The following is a 15,854-nucleotide window of genomic DNA, read 5'->3' as shown; positions in this document are numbered from 1 at the left end:
CGGCCCTTTGGTGGGCCGTCATTGCATCGGGGCTCTATCATGGCCTGAACCCGGGAATGGGCTGGCCCCTTGCAGTGTCGGCTGCCCTTATGGAGCAGCGCGCGCTCGCCTTGCCGCGTGCGCTGATGCTGCTGGCAGCCGGGCACCTGGCGGCGATGCTGGTTATTCTGCTTCCCTTTTCGGCAATGGTCGCGCTGGTGAGCCTGGAGCGGCAAATCCGGATCGGCGCCGCCTGTCTGGTGATCGGCATGGGGCTGTACCTGCTGATCGTCGATCGCCATCCGCGGTTTCTGGCCCGGATCTCACCGGCAAAGCTCGGATTATGGTCCTTTCTGGTGGCGATCGCCCATGGGGCCGGGCTGATGCTGGTGCCGATCTATCTGGGCATCTGCGCGATGGAACAGGAAGCCGGCCACACCGCGGCGGGTACGCTCATGGGGGCGGATGTGAGGATGGCATTGCTCGTTGCAGCCGTTCATACGCTTGCCATGGCACTCGCCGGCGGTCTTCTGGCCATCGGTGTCTATTGCTGGCTGGGCCTGCGGTTCCTGCAACAGGCATGGTTCAACCTCGACAGGGTCTGGGCCGCAAGCCTTGTTTTCGTCGGTGTATTTGCCCTGATCCTGGCTCTCCGGAGCTGAGCCGGGCAGAGCCGCGCCCTAAGCCAGAAGATGGGCCTCGAAAGGAAACCGGGACAGAGTCTCGATGCCGGTTTCGGTGATCAGGACCTGTTGCTCCAGCTTCACGCCTTCCTTGGCACCTTCCTCGCCAATGTAGCTTTCAACGCACAGTGTCATGCCCGGCTCCACGATGCCGTCATACCCGGCGTCCGGAAAGTCGCCATGGTGATAGAGGTAGGGATATTCACCGGTCATTCCGCAGCCGTGTGCAGACAGGTAATACCGGTTGGCATAATAGCGGTCGGGAATGTTCCAGGCATGGTCCGCATAATCGCGAAAGCTCATGCCGGGTTTCAGGATGCCTATGTTGTGGTGAACCTGCTCGTAGGCCACCTTGTAAAGCTCGCGCTGGGTGTCAGTCGGCCGGTCCGGGCCGGAGTGGAAGGTGCGCGAAAAGTCGGCGTAATAGCCGTGGCAACCGACCACATCCGTGTCGAGCGCGATCAGCTCATTCGCGCCAATGACGTTGTCCGATGTTTCCTGGAACCAGGGGTTTGTGCGTGCTCCTGCATTCAGGAGCCTCGTTTCGACATAATCGCCATTCTGTTCGATGATCGACTTGTGCAGCACTGACCAGAGTTCAGCCTCTGTCATGCCGGGGCGGATTGCCTCGCGCAGCATTCCGACACCGGTCTCTGTCGCGCGCAAGGACGCGATCACGCACTTCATTTCTTCAGGTGATTTGATCGCTCGTGCCATTTCCACGGGCTCCTGAGCATCAACTACCTTGAGCCCGGCATCCTTCAGCGCGATGGCAGTTCCCGCATTTAGCCTTTCCAGCCCCAAAGTGGCGTCCTTCAGGCCTGTCAACCGCCGGATCATGTCCGCCATTTCGGCCGCCCAGGCGCGTTCACGCCCGGCGATGTGCGGCCCTGCGGCAACGAAACTTGCGGTCTTCGACGGACGGACCTCGTCGACGGTCTCATAACCTTCTCCCAAATGAAGGCAGCCGGTAAATTCGAAGAGAATGGAGCGGTTCTGGGTCAGGAGCAGGTAGCGCGAGGGAGCATTGCGCATGGAAAACACCTGCATGTTCCGCGTGCCGGTCGCGTAGCGGATGTTGACCGGGTCAGACAGGATCACTGCATCCACGTTGTATTCGGCCATTTTCTGCCGCACCCGTTGCTGCCGGTATGTGCGCACGGCGACTAGGTCTATACCCTCCACCTCGGGAGCCCTGTCGAATTGTGCCAGGCCTTGAAGGTCGCTGCGTTCCGCGTGCCAGTCCAGTTCCGCCATCTGTCATTGTCTCCAATTCAACCAGATGGAATATCCAGTGGCGGCGTGTGCTTTAAAAGGCTGGAAAAATTCAGTTGAATGGATAACCTGAAGTAATGCAGGCCTATCGAAAATCTCTTCCGCCGCTCGACACGCTGGTGTTCTTCGAAGCCGCCATGCGCCATCTGAATTTCACAGAGGCTGCCGAAGAGCTGTTCGTGACCCAGGCGGCCGTTTCCAAACGCATCCGGCAACTGGAGGTCTGGCTTGGGGTGGACCTGTTCGAGCGGTCGGGTCGCCGGCTTCAACCAACCGAGGCAGGTGCATATCTGGCCGAGAAAACCGGGATGACACTGGACTATCTGACGCAGGCACTGAGCGTGCTGAAGGTTCCGGAGAGGCCTGTGGTACGGATTGCTTCCGTAACAGCGCTGGCCGCTTTCTGGCTGCAGCCGAAGCTGAAGGCCTTTGCGCTGTCTGAAGAGGCCTGTCTGTTCAACCTTGCAACGGCGGATGATCTTGGAGACCTGCTCAAGCCGGAGCACGACCTTGTCATCCTGCACGGCGATGGCCGTTTTCCGGGCTGGCAGTCCGAGGTGCTGTTTCAGGAGGTCCTGGTTCCTGTCGGAACGCCGGACATCATCAAGGCCATGCAGCCTGGCGAATTGGGTCAACGTCCGCCGCTTCTCAATTATCCGCGGCTGGCGCCCAACTGGATAGACTGGCCAGGGTGGATCCAGCGCACCGGCCGTGCAGACCTCAAGGAGTGGCCGGTTCACTTGTGTGCAAGTTACAACCAGTCCATCGGACGAGCCTTGAAGGGGCAGGGACTTGCGCTTGGCGCCTTGCCGTTGCTGGGGGACGAGATTTCCTCGGGCCGTCTCGTGCCGCTGGACGGTGCCACGTTTGCCACGGGCATGGGCTATTTCATTGCCTGGCCCAACATGCGGCCGCTCGGCTTGGAGGCCGAGAGGCTGAAATCAGCATTGCTCGCAAAAAGCTGATGCGTCAGTTCCGCACCACGTAGACCGAGCATTTGGAGTGCCGCACGACCCGGGCCGCATTCGGCCCGAGCAGGAATTCACTCAAATGCGGCTGGTGAGCACCGATCACGATGAGGTCTGCCTCGGTTTTCTTGGCCACTTCCAGGATCTCTTCATAGATCGAACCGGTCGCGACCAGATGCCGGATTTCGCTGTTCCTTTCGGCCCCCAGAATGCTGGAGACCTTTTCGACCAGCTTCTTCCGGGTTTCCGCCACCATCTGGCCCTGGAAGTTCTCGTCAAAATAGGATGCGACGAGATTGATGCCGGCGCTCGGGACAACGGTGATCACATCGAGCTGGGCATCGTCCAGACGGGCAAGCTTGTCGGCCGTTTCCAGAACCTTGGTGTCGTTATCCTGCTGGACGTCGACAGCACACAGGATGGATTTCGTCATGCCGCTACTCCTTCTTCACGGTTGGTGCGGCCTGCGCGAGCACGCTGGAGCATGAAGACAATGCCCAGAAGCAGGAGACCCGGAATATAGATCAGTTCCTTGGGCATCTGATCGGCTTCAAGCCGGGCTTCCTTCACGACCACGGGTTCGTCACCATAGAAGTCGAATGTTCCGAGCTGTTCGAAGTAGGGTGTGCCCGGAAAGGGTTCCTCGAGCTTCAGAACGCCGTCTTCTTCGAGGGTTGTCAGGCCGAGCGCCTGCAGCCTGGCTTCGCCGCCGTCTTCCGTTCCCGGTGAAATGGCAATGCGCGTCTCCATCGTTTTGCCGGTGTCGAAATCCGGACCGCTCAGCACCAGACGGATCTCGCTGCCAGCTGGTGCATCGCCAACCGCCTGGACGAAATGATCCGGAGCGACGATCTCGAAGGGGGGCTGGATCCGGTTCATGAAGAAATCCGGGCGGAACAGAATAAAGGCAATCAGCACCAGGGCGACGCTTTCGTAGATCCTGTTCTTGGTGAGGAAATAGCCCATCGTGCCCGCGGTAAACACCAGGATCGCTATTGTCGCCATGATGAACACGAGTATGCCCTGGGTCACCGTGACATCGATCAGGAGAAGGTCGGTGTTGAAGATGAAGACGAAGGGCAGAGCGACGGTCCGCAGAGAATAGAAGAATGCGGTAAACCCGGTCTTGATCGCATCGCCCCCCGACACCGCCGCCGCGGCAAAGGAGGCCAGCCCCACTGGTGGCGTCACATCGGCCATGATGCCGAAATAGAAGACGAACAGGTGAACGGCAATGAGCGGCACAATCAGCCCGGACTGCGCGCCGAGCTCGACCACGACACCGGCCATCAGCGAGGAGACCACGATGTAGTTTGCGGTGGTCGGCAGGCCCATGCCGAGTACTAGCGACAGGATGCCGACGAAGACCAGCATCAGTACGAGATTGCCGCCGGAAACGAACTCGACGAGATCTGCCATCACCTGGCCGATGCCGGTCAGGGTCACCGTACCGACGATGATGCCGGCGGTCGCCGTCGCAAGACCGATGCCGATCATGTTGCGCGCGCCGTCAATCATGCCTTGGCCAAGATCGTGGAAACCTGCCTTGAAGGCTTCGACGGTTTCGTTCTCGCCCCGGAACATCGCCTTGATCGGCCGCTGGGTCAGGAGGATCGCGAAGAGCAGGGCTGTTGCCCAGAAGGCGGACAGGCCCGGAGATTTCTGCTCGATCATCAGGAAGTAGACCAGCACGACGATCGGCAGCAGGTAGTAGAGCCCCGCCTTGTAGATCTGTGAGATATCCGGAAGCGTGATTTCCTTTGCGTTGGGATCGTCCGGATGAAGATCGTCGACGCTCGCAGCCAGTTTCAGAAGTGCAAGGTAGGCAACGAAAACCAGCAGCGCGAGGATCCAGGAAGCGCCTTCCGGCACCAGAGCCACGATCCAGCCGACCGGATATTGCACGCCGTAGCAAAGGGCTGCAAAGGCGGCGAAAAACACGAACATGCCGATGATCGTGCGCAGGGTCGAGACCGTCTTGTGCCCGATGGTGGGCATGTTCCGCTTCACGGCTTCCAGGTGCACGATATAGACCAGCGCGATGTAGGAAATTACGGCTGGCAAAAAGGCATGGGTGATCACGTCGACATAGGAAATGCCGACATACTCGACCATCAGGAAGGCGGCGGCACCCATCACCGGCGGCATGATCTGGCCGTTGACCGAAGAGGCAACTTCCACGGATCCGGCCTGTTCGGACGTGAAGCCGACCCGCTTCATCAGCGGAATTGTGAATGTGCCCGTGGTGACGACGTTCGCGATGGATGAGCCTGAAATGAGGCCGGTGGCGGCAGAGCCGACGACGGCGGCCTTTGCAGGTCCGCCCTTCAGGTGGCCAAGGGCACCAAAGGCCATCTTGATGAAGTAGTTGCCCGCGCCCGCCTTATCCAGCAAGGCACCAAAGAGCACGAAAAGGAACACGAACTTGGTAGAGACCCCGAGGGCGATGCCGAAGACGCCTTCAGAGGTGATCCACATGTGGCTCATCGCCTTTTGCAGCGAAGCGCCTTTCCAGCGAATGACTTCCGGGACCCATTCGGAAGAGCCGAAGAACACGTAAAGCAGGAAAACCGTCGCGACGATGGCCATGGCAGGGCCAAGGGCCCGGCGTGCCGCTTCGAAGAGGACGACGATGCCGGCAAGTGCGAACCACTTGTCCGTGTCATCCGCAAGGCCGCCGTTGGCGACGATCTTGTCGTAGAAGAAAAAGCCGTACAGCGAAATGAAGGCACCGAAAATCGCCAGAAACCAGTCCGGGATCGGGACGCGATGCCTGGGACTGCTCGAGAGCGCCGGGTACGCCATGAAGGCGAGGAACATCGCGAAGGCCAGGTGAACCTGTCGGCTGTTGTTGATGATGTCCGACGGCAGCACGTAATAGACGATGGGGGAGGCGAGCAGAACCTGGAAACAGGACCATATCAGCGCCACGGTGGCGATCATGATCCCGACGGATCCCGCAGGGTTTCTGGACCCGGAATCGGAGGAGGCGACGAGTTCCTGAAGTTCCTCTTCGGATAGACCCTGTCGTTGATCCCGTCCGTTCGGCTGGTTCTGTTCAGACATGAAGTTCCCCCGGTCTTCCGGCTGAAGCGCAACGACGGCGTTGCGCAAGGCTGGCACCCGATTGCCACGCAGCCCGTGGCATCCGACAATTCATTCAAGAAACACCTTGGCCCAGGTGACGTTTACCGGGCCGTGGCAGAGAAACGGGCCCGGACTTGGTCCGGACCCGCATTGTTGATAGGGCTTAGTTGATCCAGCCCTGTTCCTTGTAGTACTTCGCAGCACCCGGATGCAGCGGTGCGGACAGGCCGTCCTTCACCATTTCTTCCGGCTTCAGGTTGGCGAACGCAGGATGCAGCTTCTTGAATGCATCAAAGTTCTCGAACACCGACTTGACCAGCGTATAGACGACTTCATCGTCAACCTTTGCAGACGTGATGAAGGTCGCGCCGACGCCGAAGGTGTTGATGTCCTCGTCATTGCCGCGGTACATGCCACCCGGGATGGTGGCCTTGCGGTAGTAGCTGTTGTCTTCGATCAGCTTGTCGACGACCGGGCCGTCAACGGTCACGAGGTTGGAATCGCACGCGGTGGTGGCTTCCTGAATGGAACCGGACGGGTGGCCGACCGTGTAGACCATGGCGTCGATCTGATTGTCGCACAGGGCCGCGGACTGTTCTGCAGCCTTCAGCTCGGTTGCCTGCGCGAAGTCGTCCGTGGACCAGCCCATGGCTTCCATCAGAACTTCCATGGTTCCGCGCTGGCCGGAACCCGGGTTGCCGATGTTGACGCGCTTGCCTTTCAGGTCCTCGAAGGACTTGACGCCGCTATCGGCGCGGGCAACGACGGTGAACGGCTCGGGATGCACGGAAAAGACGGCGCGCAGGTCCTCAAACGGACCTTTTTCCTCGAACTTCGAGGTGCCGTTGTAGGCGTGGTACTGCCAATCGGACTGGGCAACACCGAATTCCAGCTCGCCTGCGCGAACCGTGTTGATGTTGTAGACAGACCCGCCGGTGGATTCCACGGAGCAGCGGATGCCGTGCTCCTTGCGACCTTTGTTGACCAGCCGGCAGATGGCGCCGCCGGTCGGGTAGTAAACGCCAGTCACACCACCGGTGCCGATGGTGATGAATTGCTCTGCAGAGGCTGCGCCGGTGAATGCGATGCTGGTCGCCAGAACGGCGCCCGCAAGGTTCAGTTTCATCATCATTTGACTTGGCTTCCCTTTGTTTGAATTCTTGTATCCGGCGTGGCGGTCCACGCTAGACGTTTTCAAATTCGTCGAGCAGACGATTGTGTCTGTCGACCTCCTGGATCCGGGCTTCCGCCTCGGCTCCGGCCCGCGCAACCAGCATGCCTGTTATGGTTTCGATGAGCACAAGCGTGGCTGCGTAAGACGAGAAAAAGTGAGGACTTTCAGTGCGTTGTATGAAGTGGTAATTCGCGAATTGCAACCCTGGAAAGGCATGGCTGTCGGTCAGTACAATCACCTTTGCACCATTTCCTGCCGCGACTTTTGCCGCACGTACCGAGCGGTGGGCGTATGGGTGCTTGGATAACACGATCACCGTATCGTCGGATGTAATCCCGGCCAGCGTGCTGCCAAGCGTGGCGCCGTTGCGTCCTGCGACGATCCACCTGTCGTCGAACCACTTGGCCAAATAGGCGAAGTAGTCCGTGAAACCCGCAGAGGCGAGGGCGCCGATCAGGACGATCTTGCGGGATTGGCTGAGCCGGTCGACGGCAGCATCAAGGACAGCCGGATCGATGTCGTCCACCAGCGCCTTGATGTTGTCGATACACGCGGAAACCTGGCGCGGCAGTAAAGGCTGGTCGGCATCGGAGCGAAGCTTCCGGGCCTTGTCCTGAAACGTGTCCCGTCCTCGGTGGCTCAATTCGTTCCGGGCTTGCTCGCGCAGCTCTTCGTAATCGGAAAAGCCCAGTGCCCTGGCAAGCCGGGTGTAGCTGGCCGGTGACACACCGCTGGCAGATGCGACGGATCGCAGGCTGCGCGTGGCGATTTCCACCTGATTTTCCGCAATATAATCAGCCGCCGTCCGCAAGGCGTCGCTCAGCTCGGCATAATTGGCCGAGATTGCTGTGCGGAGCTGGGGCGGCGAAATGGTTTCCATCCGGTTACTGTTTCATTTGTTTTTTACATTGTCAATTTGTGAAACAAATGTTTCGCGTTGAAAACAGCCCATGCCTTTCGACCAAAAATCCTCAGAGTTTTACGTGCCTTTCCAGCGCGCGTCGGGCGATGGAAGATCGATTTCAGAGTGGTTTCGAACAGAGCCGCCAGACATGGAAGCCTGCTCAAAACCTCACTGATAAAAATACACGCATAAATTGATTTTTGAAAAAATATACACGTTAAGGTTTTGTTAATGTTATAATCCACTGGGGGCATTGCACTTTTTCCTGTGACCAGAAGGGGAGAGAAACATGACAATTTGCAATACGAGAACCATGGCCGCATCCGCTCGGTTCATGCTGCTGACGCTGTCAATGACGGGTTCGGCACTCGCCGGAGACTTTTTCGAAGTCGAGCCCGGCGTTGATCTTTACTACGAGGATCATGGCACAGGCCTGCCGATCGTGTTTGTTCCGGGCTGGACTTTCACCACTCAGGTGTTCGAGCATCAGATCGAGACATTTTCAAAAGACCACAGGGTCATCACCTTCGACCCGCGCAGCCACGGCCGCTCGACCCTGACCCTGGAAGGCAACAACTATGTCACGCAAGGGGCAGATCTGGCGAAGCTGCTCGATCACCTCAAGGTCGAAAAGCCGGTGCTGGTGGGCTGGTCCTTCGGCTGTCTGACAACCTGGGAATTCATCAAGACAAGATCCGTCGACGCTGCGGCCGCCCACATGTGCATCGACCTCTCGCCGACGCCGCTTACCGGCAAGGACGGTGACTGGGCCGAAGGTAGTGTCGCGGAAATAGCCGAGCTTTACAGCGGCATTCAATCGGCTGAAGGCCATCGGAACGTGATCAACTGGTATGCCGACGAGGTCATGATCGAGCAGGAGTACACGCCGGAACTGTCCCGCTGGATCGTCGATCAGTCGACCAACTCGCCGCCATTTGTGGCTGCGGCCTATCTGGCAGCAGGAAATTTCAGCAACTACCTGGATACTGCAAGGGAGATCGATGCCAGGATGCCGTCCGCCTTCGTGATCGCGGATCACTGGTCCGACAGTGCCAAGGCCTATCTTTCCATCCACACGCCCAACAGTGCGGTGCACGCCTTTGGCGGCCACATGATGTTCTGGGAGTATCCGGACCGGTTCAACACGATCCTGGCCAGTTTCATTGCTCAGATCGAATAGACCTCAGGCGCATCAAATGAACGGAGAAAGGACGGGGTCGCCTGGAAAGCGGCCCCGTCCGATTGCCTTTTGGGATCAGACCCTAGGCCGCCTGCAGCGTATAGACCGAGAACCAGTTGTTCGCATCGCTGTCTACATCGGTGATCTGCCATCCGCCCTCACGGGCGATGCCGGCGAAGGCCTCTTCGCTGTATTTGTGCGAGTTTTCCGTGTGGATCGTCTCGCCCTTCGCAAAGGCAATTGTTTCGCCTGCGACTGTTACCGTCTGCTGCGCCAGGCTTTCCAGATGCATTTCAATGCGGCTTTCGCCGACATTCCAGATGGCGCGGTGCGCAAACGCCGAAAGGTCAAAATTTCCGTCCAGTTCCCTGTTGATCCGTTGCAGCAGGTTCTGGTTGAACGCGGCCGTGATGCCTGCCGGGTCGTCATAGGCTTCCTGCAGGACCCCGGCATCCTTCGGCCGGTCCACGCCAATGATGAGGCTTGCCTCCGGCATGGCGGAACGAATGTTCGACAGAAGGGCTGCTGCTTCGGGTTTTTCGAAGTTGCCGATCGTCGATCCGGGAAAGAAGATGAGCACCGGCAATTCGGGCAGCAACGGCAACTGACCAAAGGGCTGTGTGAAATCGGCAGCAACCGGAATGACCGCCAGAGACGGATAGGCACGGCGTACCCTTTCCGCCGCCGCATTCAGGTGATTGGCCGAGATGTCGACAGGCATGTAGACGGACAGATCCGGAAAGGCATCCAGCAGCAGATCGGTCTTGCGGCTGGACCCGCTGCCCAGTTCCACCATCGCACCGCGCGCGCCTGGAAGGCGTCGATATTTGGCGGCATTGCGCGCCAGGATCGATATCTCCGTGCGTGTCGGATAATAGGCATCCAGTTCAGTAATCGCCTCGAACAGGTGCGAACCGACATCATCGTACAGCCATTTGCTGCTTATGGTCTTCGGCTCTTTCCGAAGTCCCGTGATGATCTCATCGCAAAACATATTTGCCTGACCTTCGGGGGAAACATGCTTGGTCATCATTGGTCTCCCGCCAGCCTGAGGCCGAGCATCTGCCAGCGTTGGTGTGGATAGAAGAACGTGCGGTAGGATGCGCGCATCTGCTCCTTCGGGGTTGCGCAGGACCCTCCGCGCAGCACCATCTGGTTGACCATGAACTTGCCGTTGTATTCTCCAATGGCGCCGTCTGGCGGCCTGAACCCCGGATAGGGGGAAAAGGCGCTGCTGGTCCATTGCCAGACATCGCCCCAAAGGCCCGGTCTGCGGCCAACAGGTTGAAAGGCTCCGCTCTCCAGGAAATTGCCCTCGATCAGGGTCGGCTCGGCGGCCGCCTCCCACTCGGCTTCTGTTGGCAGCCGGCATCCCGCCCATCGGGCAAATGCGTCGGCTTCATGATAGCTGACGTGAACAACCGGCGCGGCGAGGTCGACCGGGCGAGGGCCCTGCAGGGTGAAGGTCCACCACTGATCGTCCTGTTGCCACCAGTAAAGGGGGCTGTCCCAGCCGTTCTTCTCCCGGACGGCCCAGCCTTCCATCAGCCATAGTGTCTGCGTGGTGTAACCGCCGTCTTCCATGAAGGCGATCCACTCGCCATTGGTAACGGGGCGGTCTGCCAGCCGGTATGGCTCCAGCCAGACCTTGTGGCGCGGCCCTTCGCAGTCATAGGCAAAGCCGGCTCCTTCATGGCCGATTTCAAGAAGGCCGCCGTCATAGGAAACCCATTCGGCGTCCTCGACCGCGCTGACCGGAGTAGGTTTCGCTTCGACATAGGCTGGCAGCAGCGGACTATAGGAAAAGGCGTGCAGAAGATCGGTAACCAGCAATTCCTGATGCTGCATTTCATGGTGACATCCAAGTGTGATCAGGTCTTCAAGCTGATCCTCCTCCAGCGAAAAGGCCTGTCGTGCAAGTCCTTCGCGAAGGGCGTCCTCAACATGGGAGCGATAGTCCAGCACATCGGTGGCGCTGGGGCGTGACAGCAGACCTCGCCTGGACCGGGTGTGCCTGGGCCCAGCCTGCACATAATAGGAATTGAAGAGGACGGCGAAACGATCGTCCCGGGGCTGATAGCCCGGCAGCGAAGGCTTGAGGATGAACTCCTCGAAGAACCAGGTGGTATGCGCCATATGCCACTTGGGCGGACTGGCGTCTTCCATCGATTGCAGCCCCATGTCCTCCGGACTGAGGGGGGCCGCGAGAGCGAGTGTCTGTGCCCTGACCTGGTCAAAAAGGTCCGTAACGGCGGAAACAGGCGCTGCGCGCGTCCGTCCATCCAGCAATGTCATGTCAATCCCTCCACGCGGGAACCGGCTGCTGTGCCTCCAGCCGGGCCTGAGTCTGCCACCAAGCGGTCTCTAGGTAGGCAGCGAACGGGGCATTCCAATGTCGGAAATTGCGCCGGCCCTGTGCACAAATGCGCGATGAAGGCCGTTGGTTGCATATTGTTGATCAAAATGAACATTGTTGTGTTAGGTCATCAATTGACTGATAGCGGTTCGGAAAGTCACCAAGTCATTGAACGGGATGGAATTTTCGGGATCAGCTTTCGCCTCACTCAGTAGCGGCTGACTGCAGGCAGTCTAGAAAAGGGCTCCTGACAGGGTGTGTCAGGAGTATCTGCAACCCGTCTTCACATTGATGTGAGGGGAGGGGAAATCGAGCCGCTGGCGCTTGAAAGTGGGTTTCGGAACTCAGTCGTCTTGTCTGACTGCAGCACCCCGGTCGCGCCATTTGAGCCTGCCTTGACAGATTAGGGCAATTGTCTTAATTCAGGCGTAGGTCAATCGTCCTAAGGACTGGTGGGCCAGGACAACAGGAGAAGATCATGGGAGCGGCGGGCGAAACACGACGGCAGATCGTCGATGCGGCGGACAGCCTTTTTTACTCTCAAGGCTTTGCGCAGACGTCCTTTGCCGACATTGCCTCAGCGGTCAAAATATCGCGCGGCAATTTCTACTATCACTTCAAGACCAAGGACGAGATCCTGGACGCGGTGATCGACAAGCGCTTGTCGGATCGCAGGCAGCTTCTCGCCAAATGGGATGAGACCGCGGATCAGGCGAAGAAACGGATCGAGTGTTTCATCCGGATCGTCATCGTCAACCAGGCGAAGATCATGGCCTATGGCTGCCCTGTCGGCACGCTGACGACGGAACTCGCCAAGATCGATCATCCCTCGAGGGACAAGGCCAACGAAATCATGGCCCTGTTCGGCGACTGGCTCGAGGGTCAGTTTCGCGAACTCGGCTGCGGTGCGAGCTCCCGGGACAATGCCTTGCATGTCCTCGGTTGGAGCCAGGGTGTGGCGACGCTTGCCCAGGCTTTCAAGGATGAAGCCTATGTCGAGCGCGAGGTGGCGAAGATCCTGACTTGGCTGGACGGCATCGTGGCCGGAACAACTGAGGGCCGCAGTTGACCACTGCCTTGTTTTCTTAACGAACCGACATGGAGACGGATATGTTTGTCGTGACCCTTACCTTTTTGGACAAGTCCCGCGCAGGCGACCTGATGGATGGCCACAAGGCCTGGATCCAGCGCGGGTTCGACGAAGGATATTTTCTGATGGTCGGCAGCCTTCAGCCGAACCGGGGTGGCGGGATCCTTGCTCATGGCGCAAGCCTGGAGGCGTTGGAAACCTTTGTTGCCGAAGACCCCTTCGTCAAGGAAGGTGTCGTTACCGCCGAAATTCTGGAAATAACGCCAGCGCGTCTGGATGACCGGCTGGAGTTTCTGGCCGCCTGATCGCAGGAAGATGTTCATGCAAGGGCGGGGCCGGTTGCCAGCGACAGGTTTTTGGTGGCACATCGATTGGGAAAGACAATCGATGGATACGGGGCGGCGCACTCAGGCAGCATGGCTCCGGGAGGATGCCACATGCTCGAACTCAAGGGATCCATTCCCGCTCTTGTCACACCCTTCAGGGATGGAAGCGTTGACATCGAGGCGCTGGAACGTCTTGTGGAGTGGCATATTGCCCAGGGCAGCGACGGTCTCGTTGCCGTCGGCACCACGGGCGAAAGCCCGACGGTCTCAAAGGTCGAGCATAAGGACATCATCAAACGTGTTGTCGACCTGGTTGCGGGTCGTATTCCTGTAGTTGCCGGTACCGGCTCCAACGCGACGGCACAGTCCCTCGATATGCTTCAGCATGCCGAAGCCGTCGGCGCAGACGCAGCGCTGGTGGTGACGCCCTATTACAACAAGCCGAACCAGGCAGGCCTGCTCAGCCACTACAAGGTTCTCCACGACAACAGCGCGATCCCGATCATCCTCTACAACATTCCCGGCCGGTGCGTGATCGACATCCTGCCGGAAACCATGGCCGAGATGGCGCGCTGGCCGCGAATAATCGGTGTCAAGGATGCCACCGGAAGTATGGAGCGGGTCAGCAAGCAGCGAGCATTGTGCGGCAAGGGGTTTCTTCAGTTCAGTGCGGAAGATGCAGCCGCGCTGGGCTTCAATGCCCATGGCGGGCAGGGCTGCATTTCAGTGACCGCCAACGTGGCCCCTGGCCTTTGCGCGGAATTCCAGAGCGCGTCACTTGCAGAAAATCTGGAACTTGCCCGGGATTATCAAGATCGATTGTTGCCACTGCATTCGGCGATGTTCCTCGAACCACCGGCTGCTTGCGCCAAATATGCCCTGTCCAGACTGGGTCTTTGCCGCGAAGATGTCCGCCTGCCGTTGACGCCGGTTTCCGAGGTAACCCGGCACGAGATCGACAAGGCGATGGAATTCGCCGGTCTTGAGATGATTTCTTAGGCCAGCCGAAGAACCAGGCAGACCGCTTTCGTCACTCTGGTGGGCAAGGCAGGTTCTGGCTGATGTTTGAACGCCAGAATCAACCACCCGGCGGCTGCCGCCGGGCGGTTTCTTTCCGTTCTATCCTCGCTGCGCCTTACTGAACGCGCGGATAAAGTGTCTCGATTTCGCCGAGATCGCTGTCACCTTCGAGACGGTCAAGTTCAGGCTTCCACGGGCGGGCGACAGCCGGAGCGTTCAGCATGGCGAGTGCCTTGCCGGCAGAGGCCGGGATCACCTGAGTCAGTGCTTCCATGACGACCCGGAGGCAGTCCAGCGTCACGTAGATCACCGTCTGACAACGCTCGCGGGTCTCTTCATTCTTGATGAGGTCCCACGGAGCCTGCTCGGCGAAATAGTTGTTCATCTCGTCGGCGACGGTGATGATTGACTGCATGCGAGCCGGGATTTCGGCAAGATTGATCCATTCGCCCATGCCCTTGGTGGCTTCGAGCACGGACTTGCGGATCGCTTCGTCCTCGGCAGACAGCGGGCCCGGTGCCGGCAGTTTGCCGTCAAAACGGGCCTTGGAAAACTTCGCCGCCCGCGACAGCAGGTTGCCGATCTTGTTGCCCAGTTCCGTATTGTAGGACTGGGTGATGAAGTCGACCGAAATCTGGCTGTCGCTGTCCGCGCGCATGTGACGCGCAAGGTACCAGCGCAAGGCATCGACACCCAGCTTCTCGATGACCTCGATCGGATCGACGACGTTGCCGATGGACTTCGACATCTTGACGCCGCCCGCACCAACCCAGTGGCTGTGTACGGACAGTTTCTTCGGCAGCGGCAGACCGGCGGCCATCAGCATGATCGGCCAGTAGACGCCGTGCGGCTTCAGGATATCCTTGCCGATCAGATGCTCGCATTCCGCCCACCAGCTCTCGTAGCCTTCTTCCGGCCAGTTGATGTTGGTGAGGTAGTTCGCCAACGCATCGAACCAGACATAGGTGACGAAGTCGGTGTCGAACGGCAGTTCGATACCGAGAGTCACACGCGCCTTTGGCCGGGAGATACAGAGATCTTCCAGCGGTTCGGACAGCATCTGCTTCAGTTCGTTCTTGAACGCCTCGGGCTGAACAAAGTCCGGATTGTCGGCGATGTGCTGCAGAAGCCGTTCGCGGAACGGTTCCATCTTCAGGAAGTAGTTGGTTTCTTCCGTCTGCTCCACCTTCATCGTCGGGTGTAGCGGGCACTGCCCCTCTTCGGTCAGATCGCTTTCCTTCTTGAACTCTTCGCAGCCCTTGCAGTAGGTGCCGGTGTAATTCTTCTTGACGATCAGGTCCTTGTCGAAGATCGACTGCTCCATGGCAGCGACAGCCGTCTTGTGGCCCTCGCGGCTGGTGCGTACGAAGTAGTCGTAAGCCACGTCCAGCCGGTCGAAGACGTCGCGAAACTCCTCGCAGCGCATGTTGAGGTAGTCCTCAACCGACATTCCCTCTTTTTCCGCCGCTTCCTGGTTCTTCTGTCCATGCTCGTCCACGCCGGTGGACAGCATCATGTCATACCCCAGCGCCTGTCGGTTGCGTTTCAGGATATCGGCCATCACGGACGTGAAGGCGTGGCCGATATGCGGAGAACCGTTGACGTAATAGATCGGGGTGGTGATGTAGCTTTTCATCCAAACGCTTTCGAAATGTTTGGGCGGAAACAAGTCCGGTCCGGCTTGTTGCGGCGCATCTGCCGTTCCGCCTAAAGAGGTGCGAGCTATATTCCATACTCGCCCGCACAAGAAAAGCCCCGGCCTTTGAAAAGACCGGGGTTTCGCTTTGTTATATGGGGTGCGCCAAGGCCGAT

The 15,854-nt window shown here is 58.9% G+C and carries 14 protein-coding genes; 6 read left to right on the top strand and 8 right to left on the bottom strand.

The genetic code is table 11. The annotated features are described in order from the left end of the window. The first annotated feature begins 56 nt into the window (after positions 1 to 56). Complete coding sequence (locus tag ACYQ54_RS26500) at positions 57 to 641, top strand: hypothetical protein (RefSeq protein ID WP_460087916.1); 585 nt, start codon at positions 57 to 59, stop codon at positions 639 to 641. A gap of 18 nt (positions 642 to 659) precedes the next feature. Here the strand turns inward: ACYQ54_RS26500 and ACYQ54_RS26495 are convergent, their stop codons facing one another. Then, positions 660 to 1,919, bottom strand: coding sequence for a M24 family metallopeptidase (locus tag ACYQ54_RS26495; RefSeq protein ID WP_460087796.1), 1,260 nt, complete (start codon positions 1,917 to 1,919; stop codon positions 660 to 662). A gap of 95 nt (positions 1,920 to 2,014) precedes the next feature. Here ACYQ54_RS26495 and ACYQ54_RS26490 point away from each other — a divergent pair, with 95 nt between their 5' ends. After that, a complete protein-coding gene (locus tag ACYQ54_RS26490) occupies positions 2,015 to 2,902 on the top strand; it encodes a LysR family transcriptional regulator (protein ID WP_460087794.1) in 888 nt (295 codons plus the stop codon). A gap of 4 nt (positions 2,903 to 2,906) precedes the next feature. On the opposite strand, the gene ACYQ54_RS26485 is transcribed toward ACYQ54_RS26490, so the two are convergent. The 4 genes from ACYQ54_RS26485 to ACYQ54_RS26470 all read right to left on the bottom strand — a co-directional run bounded on the left by ACYQ54_RS26485 (position 2,907) and on the right by ACYQ54_RS26470 (position 8,046). Beyond that, positions 2,907 to 3,338 carry a universal stress protein gene (locus ACYQ54_RS26485; protein WP_460087791.1) on the bottom strand — a complete coding sequence of 144 codons (432 nt, stop codon included), beginning with the start codon at positions 3,336 to 3,338 and terminating at the stop codon, positions 2,907 to 2,909. Continuing rightward, the gene (locus ACYQ54_RS26480; RefSeq protein WP_460087789.1) at positions 3,335 to 5,971 is read right to left on the bottom strand and encodes a TRAP transporter permease; all 2,637 of its coding nucleotides are present in this window, start codon (positions 5,969 to 5,971) and stop codon (positions 3,335 to 3,337) included. Before ACYQ54_RS26480 ends, ACYQ54_RS26485 begins: the two co-directional genes overlap by 4 nt. A gap of 184 nt (positions 5,972 to 6,155) precedes the next feature. After that, positions 6,156 to 7,124: a TAXI family TRAP transporter solute-binding subunit gene (locus ACYQ54_RS26475; protein ID WP_460087786.1), complete on the bottom strand. Its 969-nt coding sequence runs from the start codon at positions 7,122 to 7,124 to the stop codon at positions 6,156 to 6,158. Between the two features lie 52 nt (positions 7,125 to 7,176). Then, positions 7,177 to 8,046 (bottom strand): MurR/RpiR family transcriptional regulator, encoded by an 870-nt coding sequence (locus ACYQ54_RS26470; protein ID WP_460087784.1) that lies wholly within the window; start codon positions 8,044 to 8,046, stop codon positions 7,177 to 7,179. Positions 8,047 to 8,359: 313 nt separating this feature from the next. On the opposite strand from ACYQ54_RS26470, the gene ACYQ54_RS26465 reads away from it, so the two are divergent. Then, complete coding sequence (locus ACYQ54_RS26465; RefSeq protein WP_460087782.1) at positions 8,360 to 9,250, top strand: alpha/beta fold hydrolase; 891 nt, start codon at positions 8,360 to 8,362, stop codon at positions 9,248 to 9,250. An 82-nt stretch (positions 9,251 to 9,332) separates the two neighbouring features. On the opposite strand, the gene egtD is transcribed toward ACYQ54_RS26465, so the two are convergent. Together egtD and egtB are read right to left on the bottom strand one after the other, a co-directional pair. Continuing rightward, positions 9,333 to 10,280: an L-histidine N(alpha)-methyltransferase gene (gene egtD / locus ACYQ54_RS26460; RefSeq protein ID WP_460087780.1), complete on the bottom strand. Its 948-nt coding sequence runs from the start codon at positions 10,278 to 10,280 to the stop codon at positions 9,333 to 9,335. Continuing rightward, positions 10,280 to 11,545, bottom strand: coding sequence for an ergothioneine biosynthesis protein EgtB (egtB, locus tag ACYQ54_RS26455; protein WP_460087777.1), 1,266 nt, complete (start codon positions 11,543 to 11,545; stop codon positions 10,280 to 10,282). The genes egtD and egtB overlap by 1 nt, the downstream gene beginning before the upstream one ends. 539 nt (positions 11,546 to 12,084) lie before the next feature. Between egtB and ACYQ54_RS26450 the strand changes: the two genes are divergently transcribed. The 3 genes from ACYQ54_RS26450 to dapA all read left to right on the top strand — a co-directional run bounded on the left by ACYQ54_RS26450 (position 12,085) and on the right by dapA (position 14,021). Continuing rightward, positions 12,085 to 12,675, top strand: a complete 591-nt coding sequence (locus ACYQ54_RS26450) for a TetR/AcrR family transcriptional regulator (protein WP_460087775.1) — start codon at positions 12,085 to 12,087, stop codon at positions 12,673 to 12,675. Positions 12,676 to 12,716: 41 nt separating this feature from the next. Then, complete coding sequence (locus ACYQ54_RS26445) at positions 12,717 to 13,001, top strand: YciI family protein (protein WP_460087773.1); 285 nt, start codon at positions 12,717 to 12,719, stop codon at positions 12,999 to 13,001. 132 nt (positions 13,002 to 13,133) lie between these two features. Further along, positions 13,134 to 14,021, top strand: coding sequence for a 4-hydroxy-tetrahydrodipicolinate synthase (gene dapA / locus ACYQ54_RS26440; RefSeq protein ID WP_460087772.1), 888 nt, complete (start codon positions 13,134 to 13,136; stop codon positions 14,019 to 14,021). A gap of 136 nt (positions 14,022 to 14,157) precedes the next feature. Here the strand turns inward: dapA and metG are convergent, their stop codons facing one another. Continuing rightward, entirely contained in the window at positions 14,158 to 15,678 is a 1,521-nt protein-coding gene (metG, locus tag ACYQ54_RS26435) for a methionine--tRNA ligase (RefSeq protein WP_460087769.1), read from the bottom strand. Positions 15,679 to 15,854 lie beyond the last annotated feature (176 nt).

Source organism: Roseibium sp. LAB1, assembly GCF_054658235.1.
Note: the sequence above shows the minus strand (reverse complement) of the source record. Positions and strands in the feature narration are given on the sequence as shown.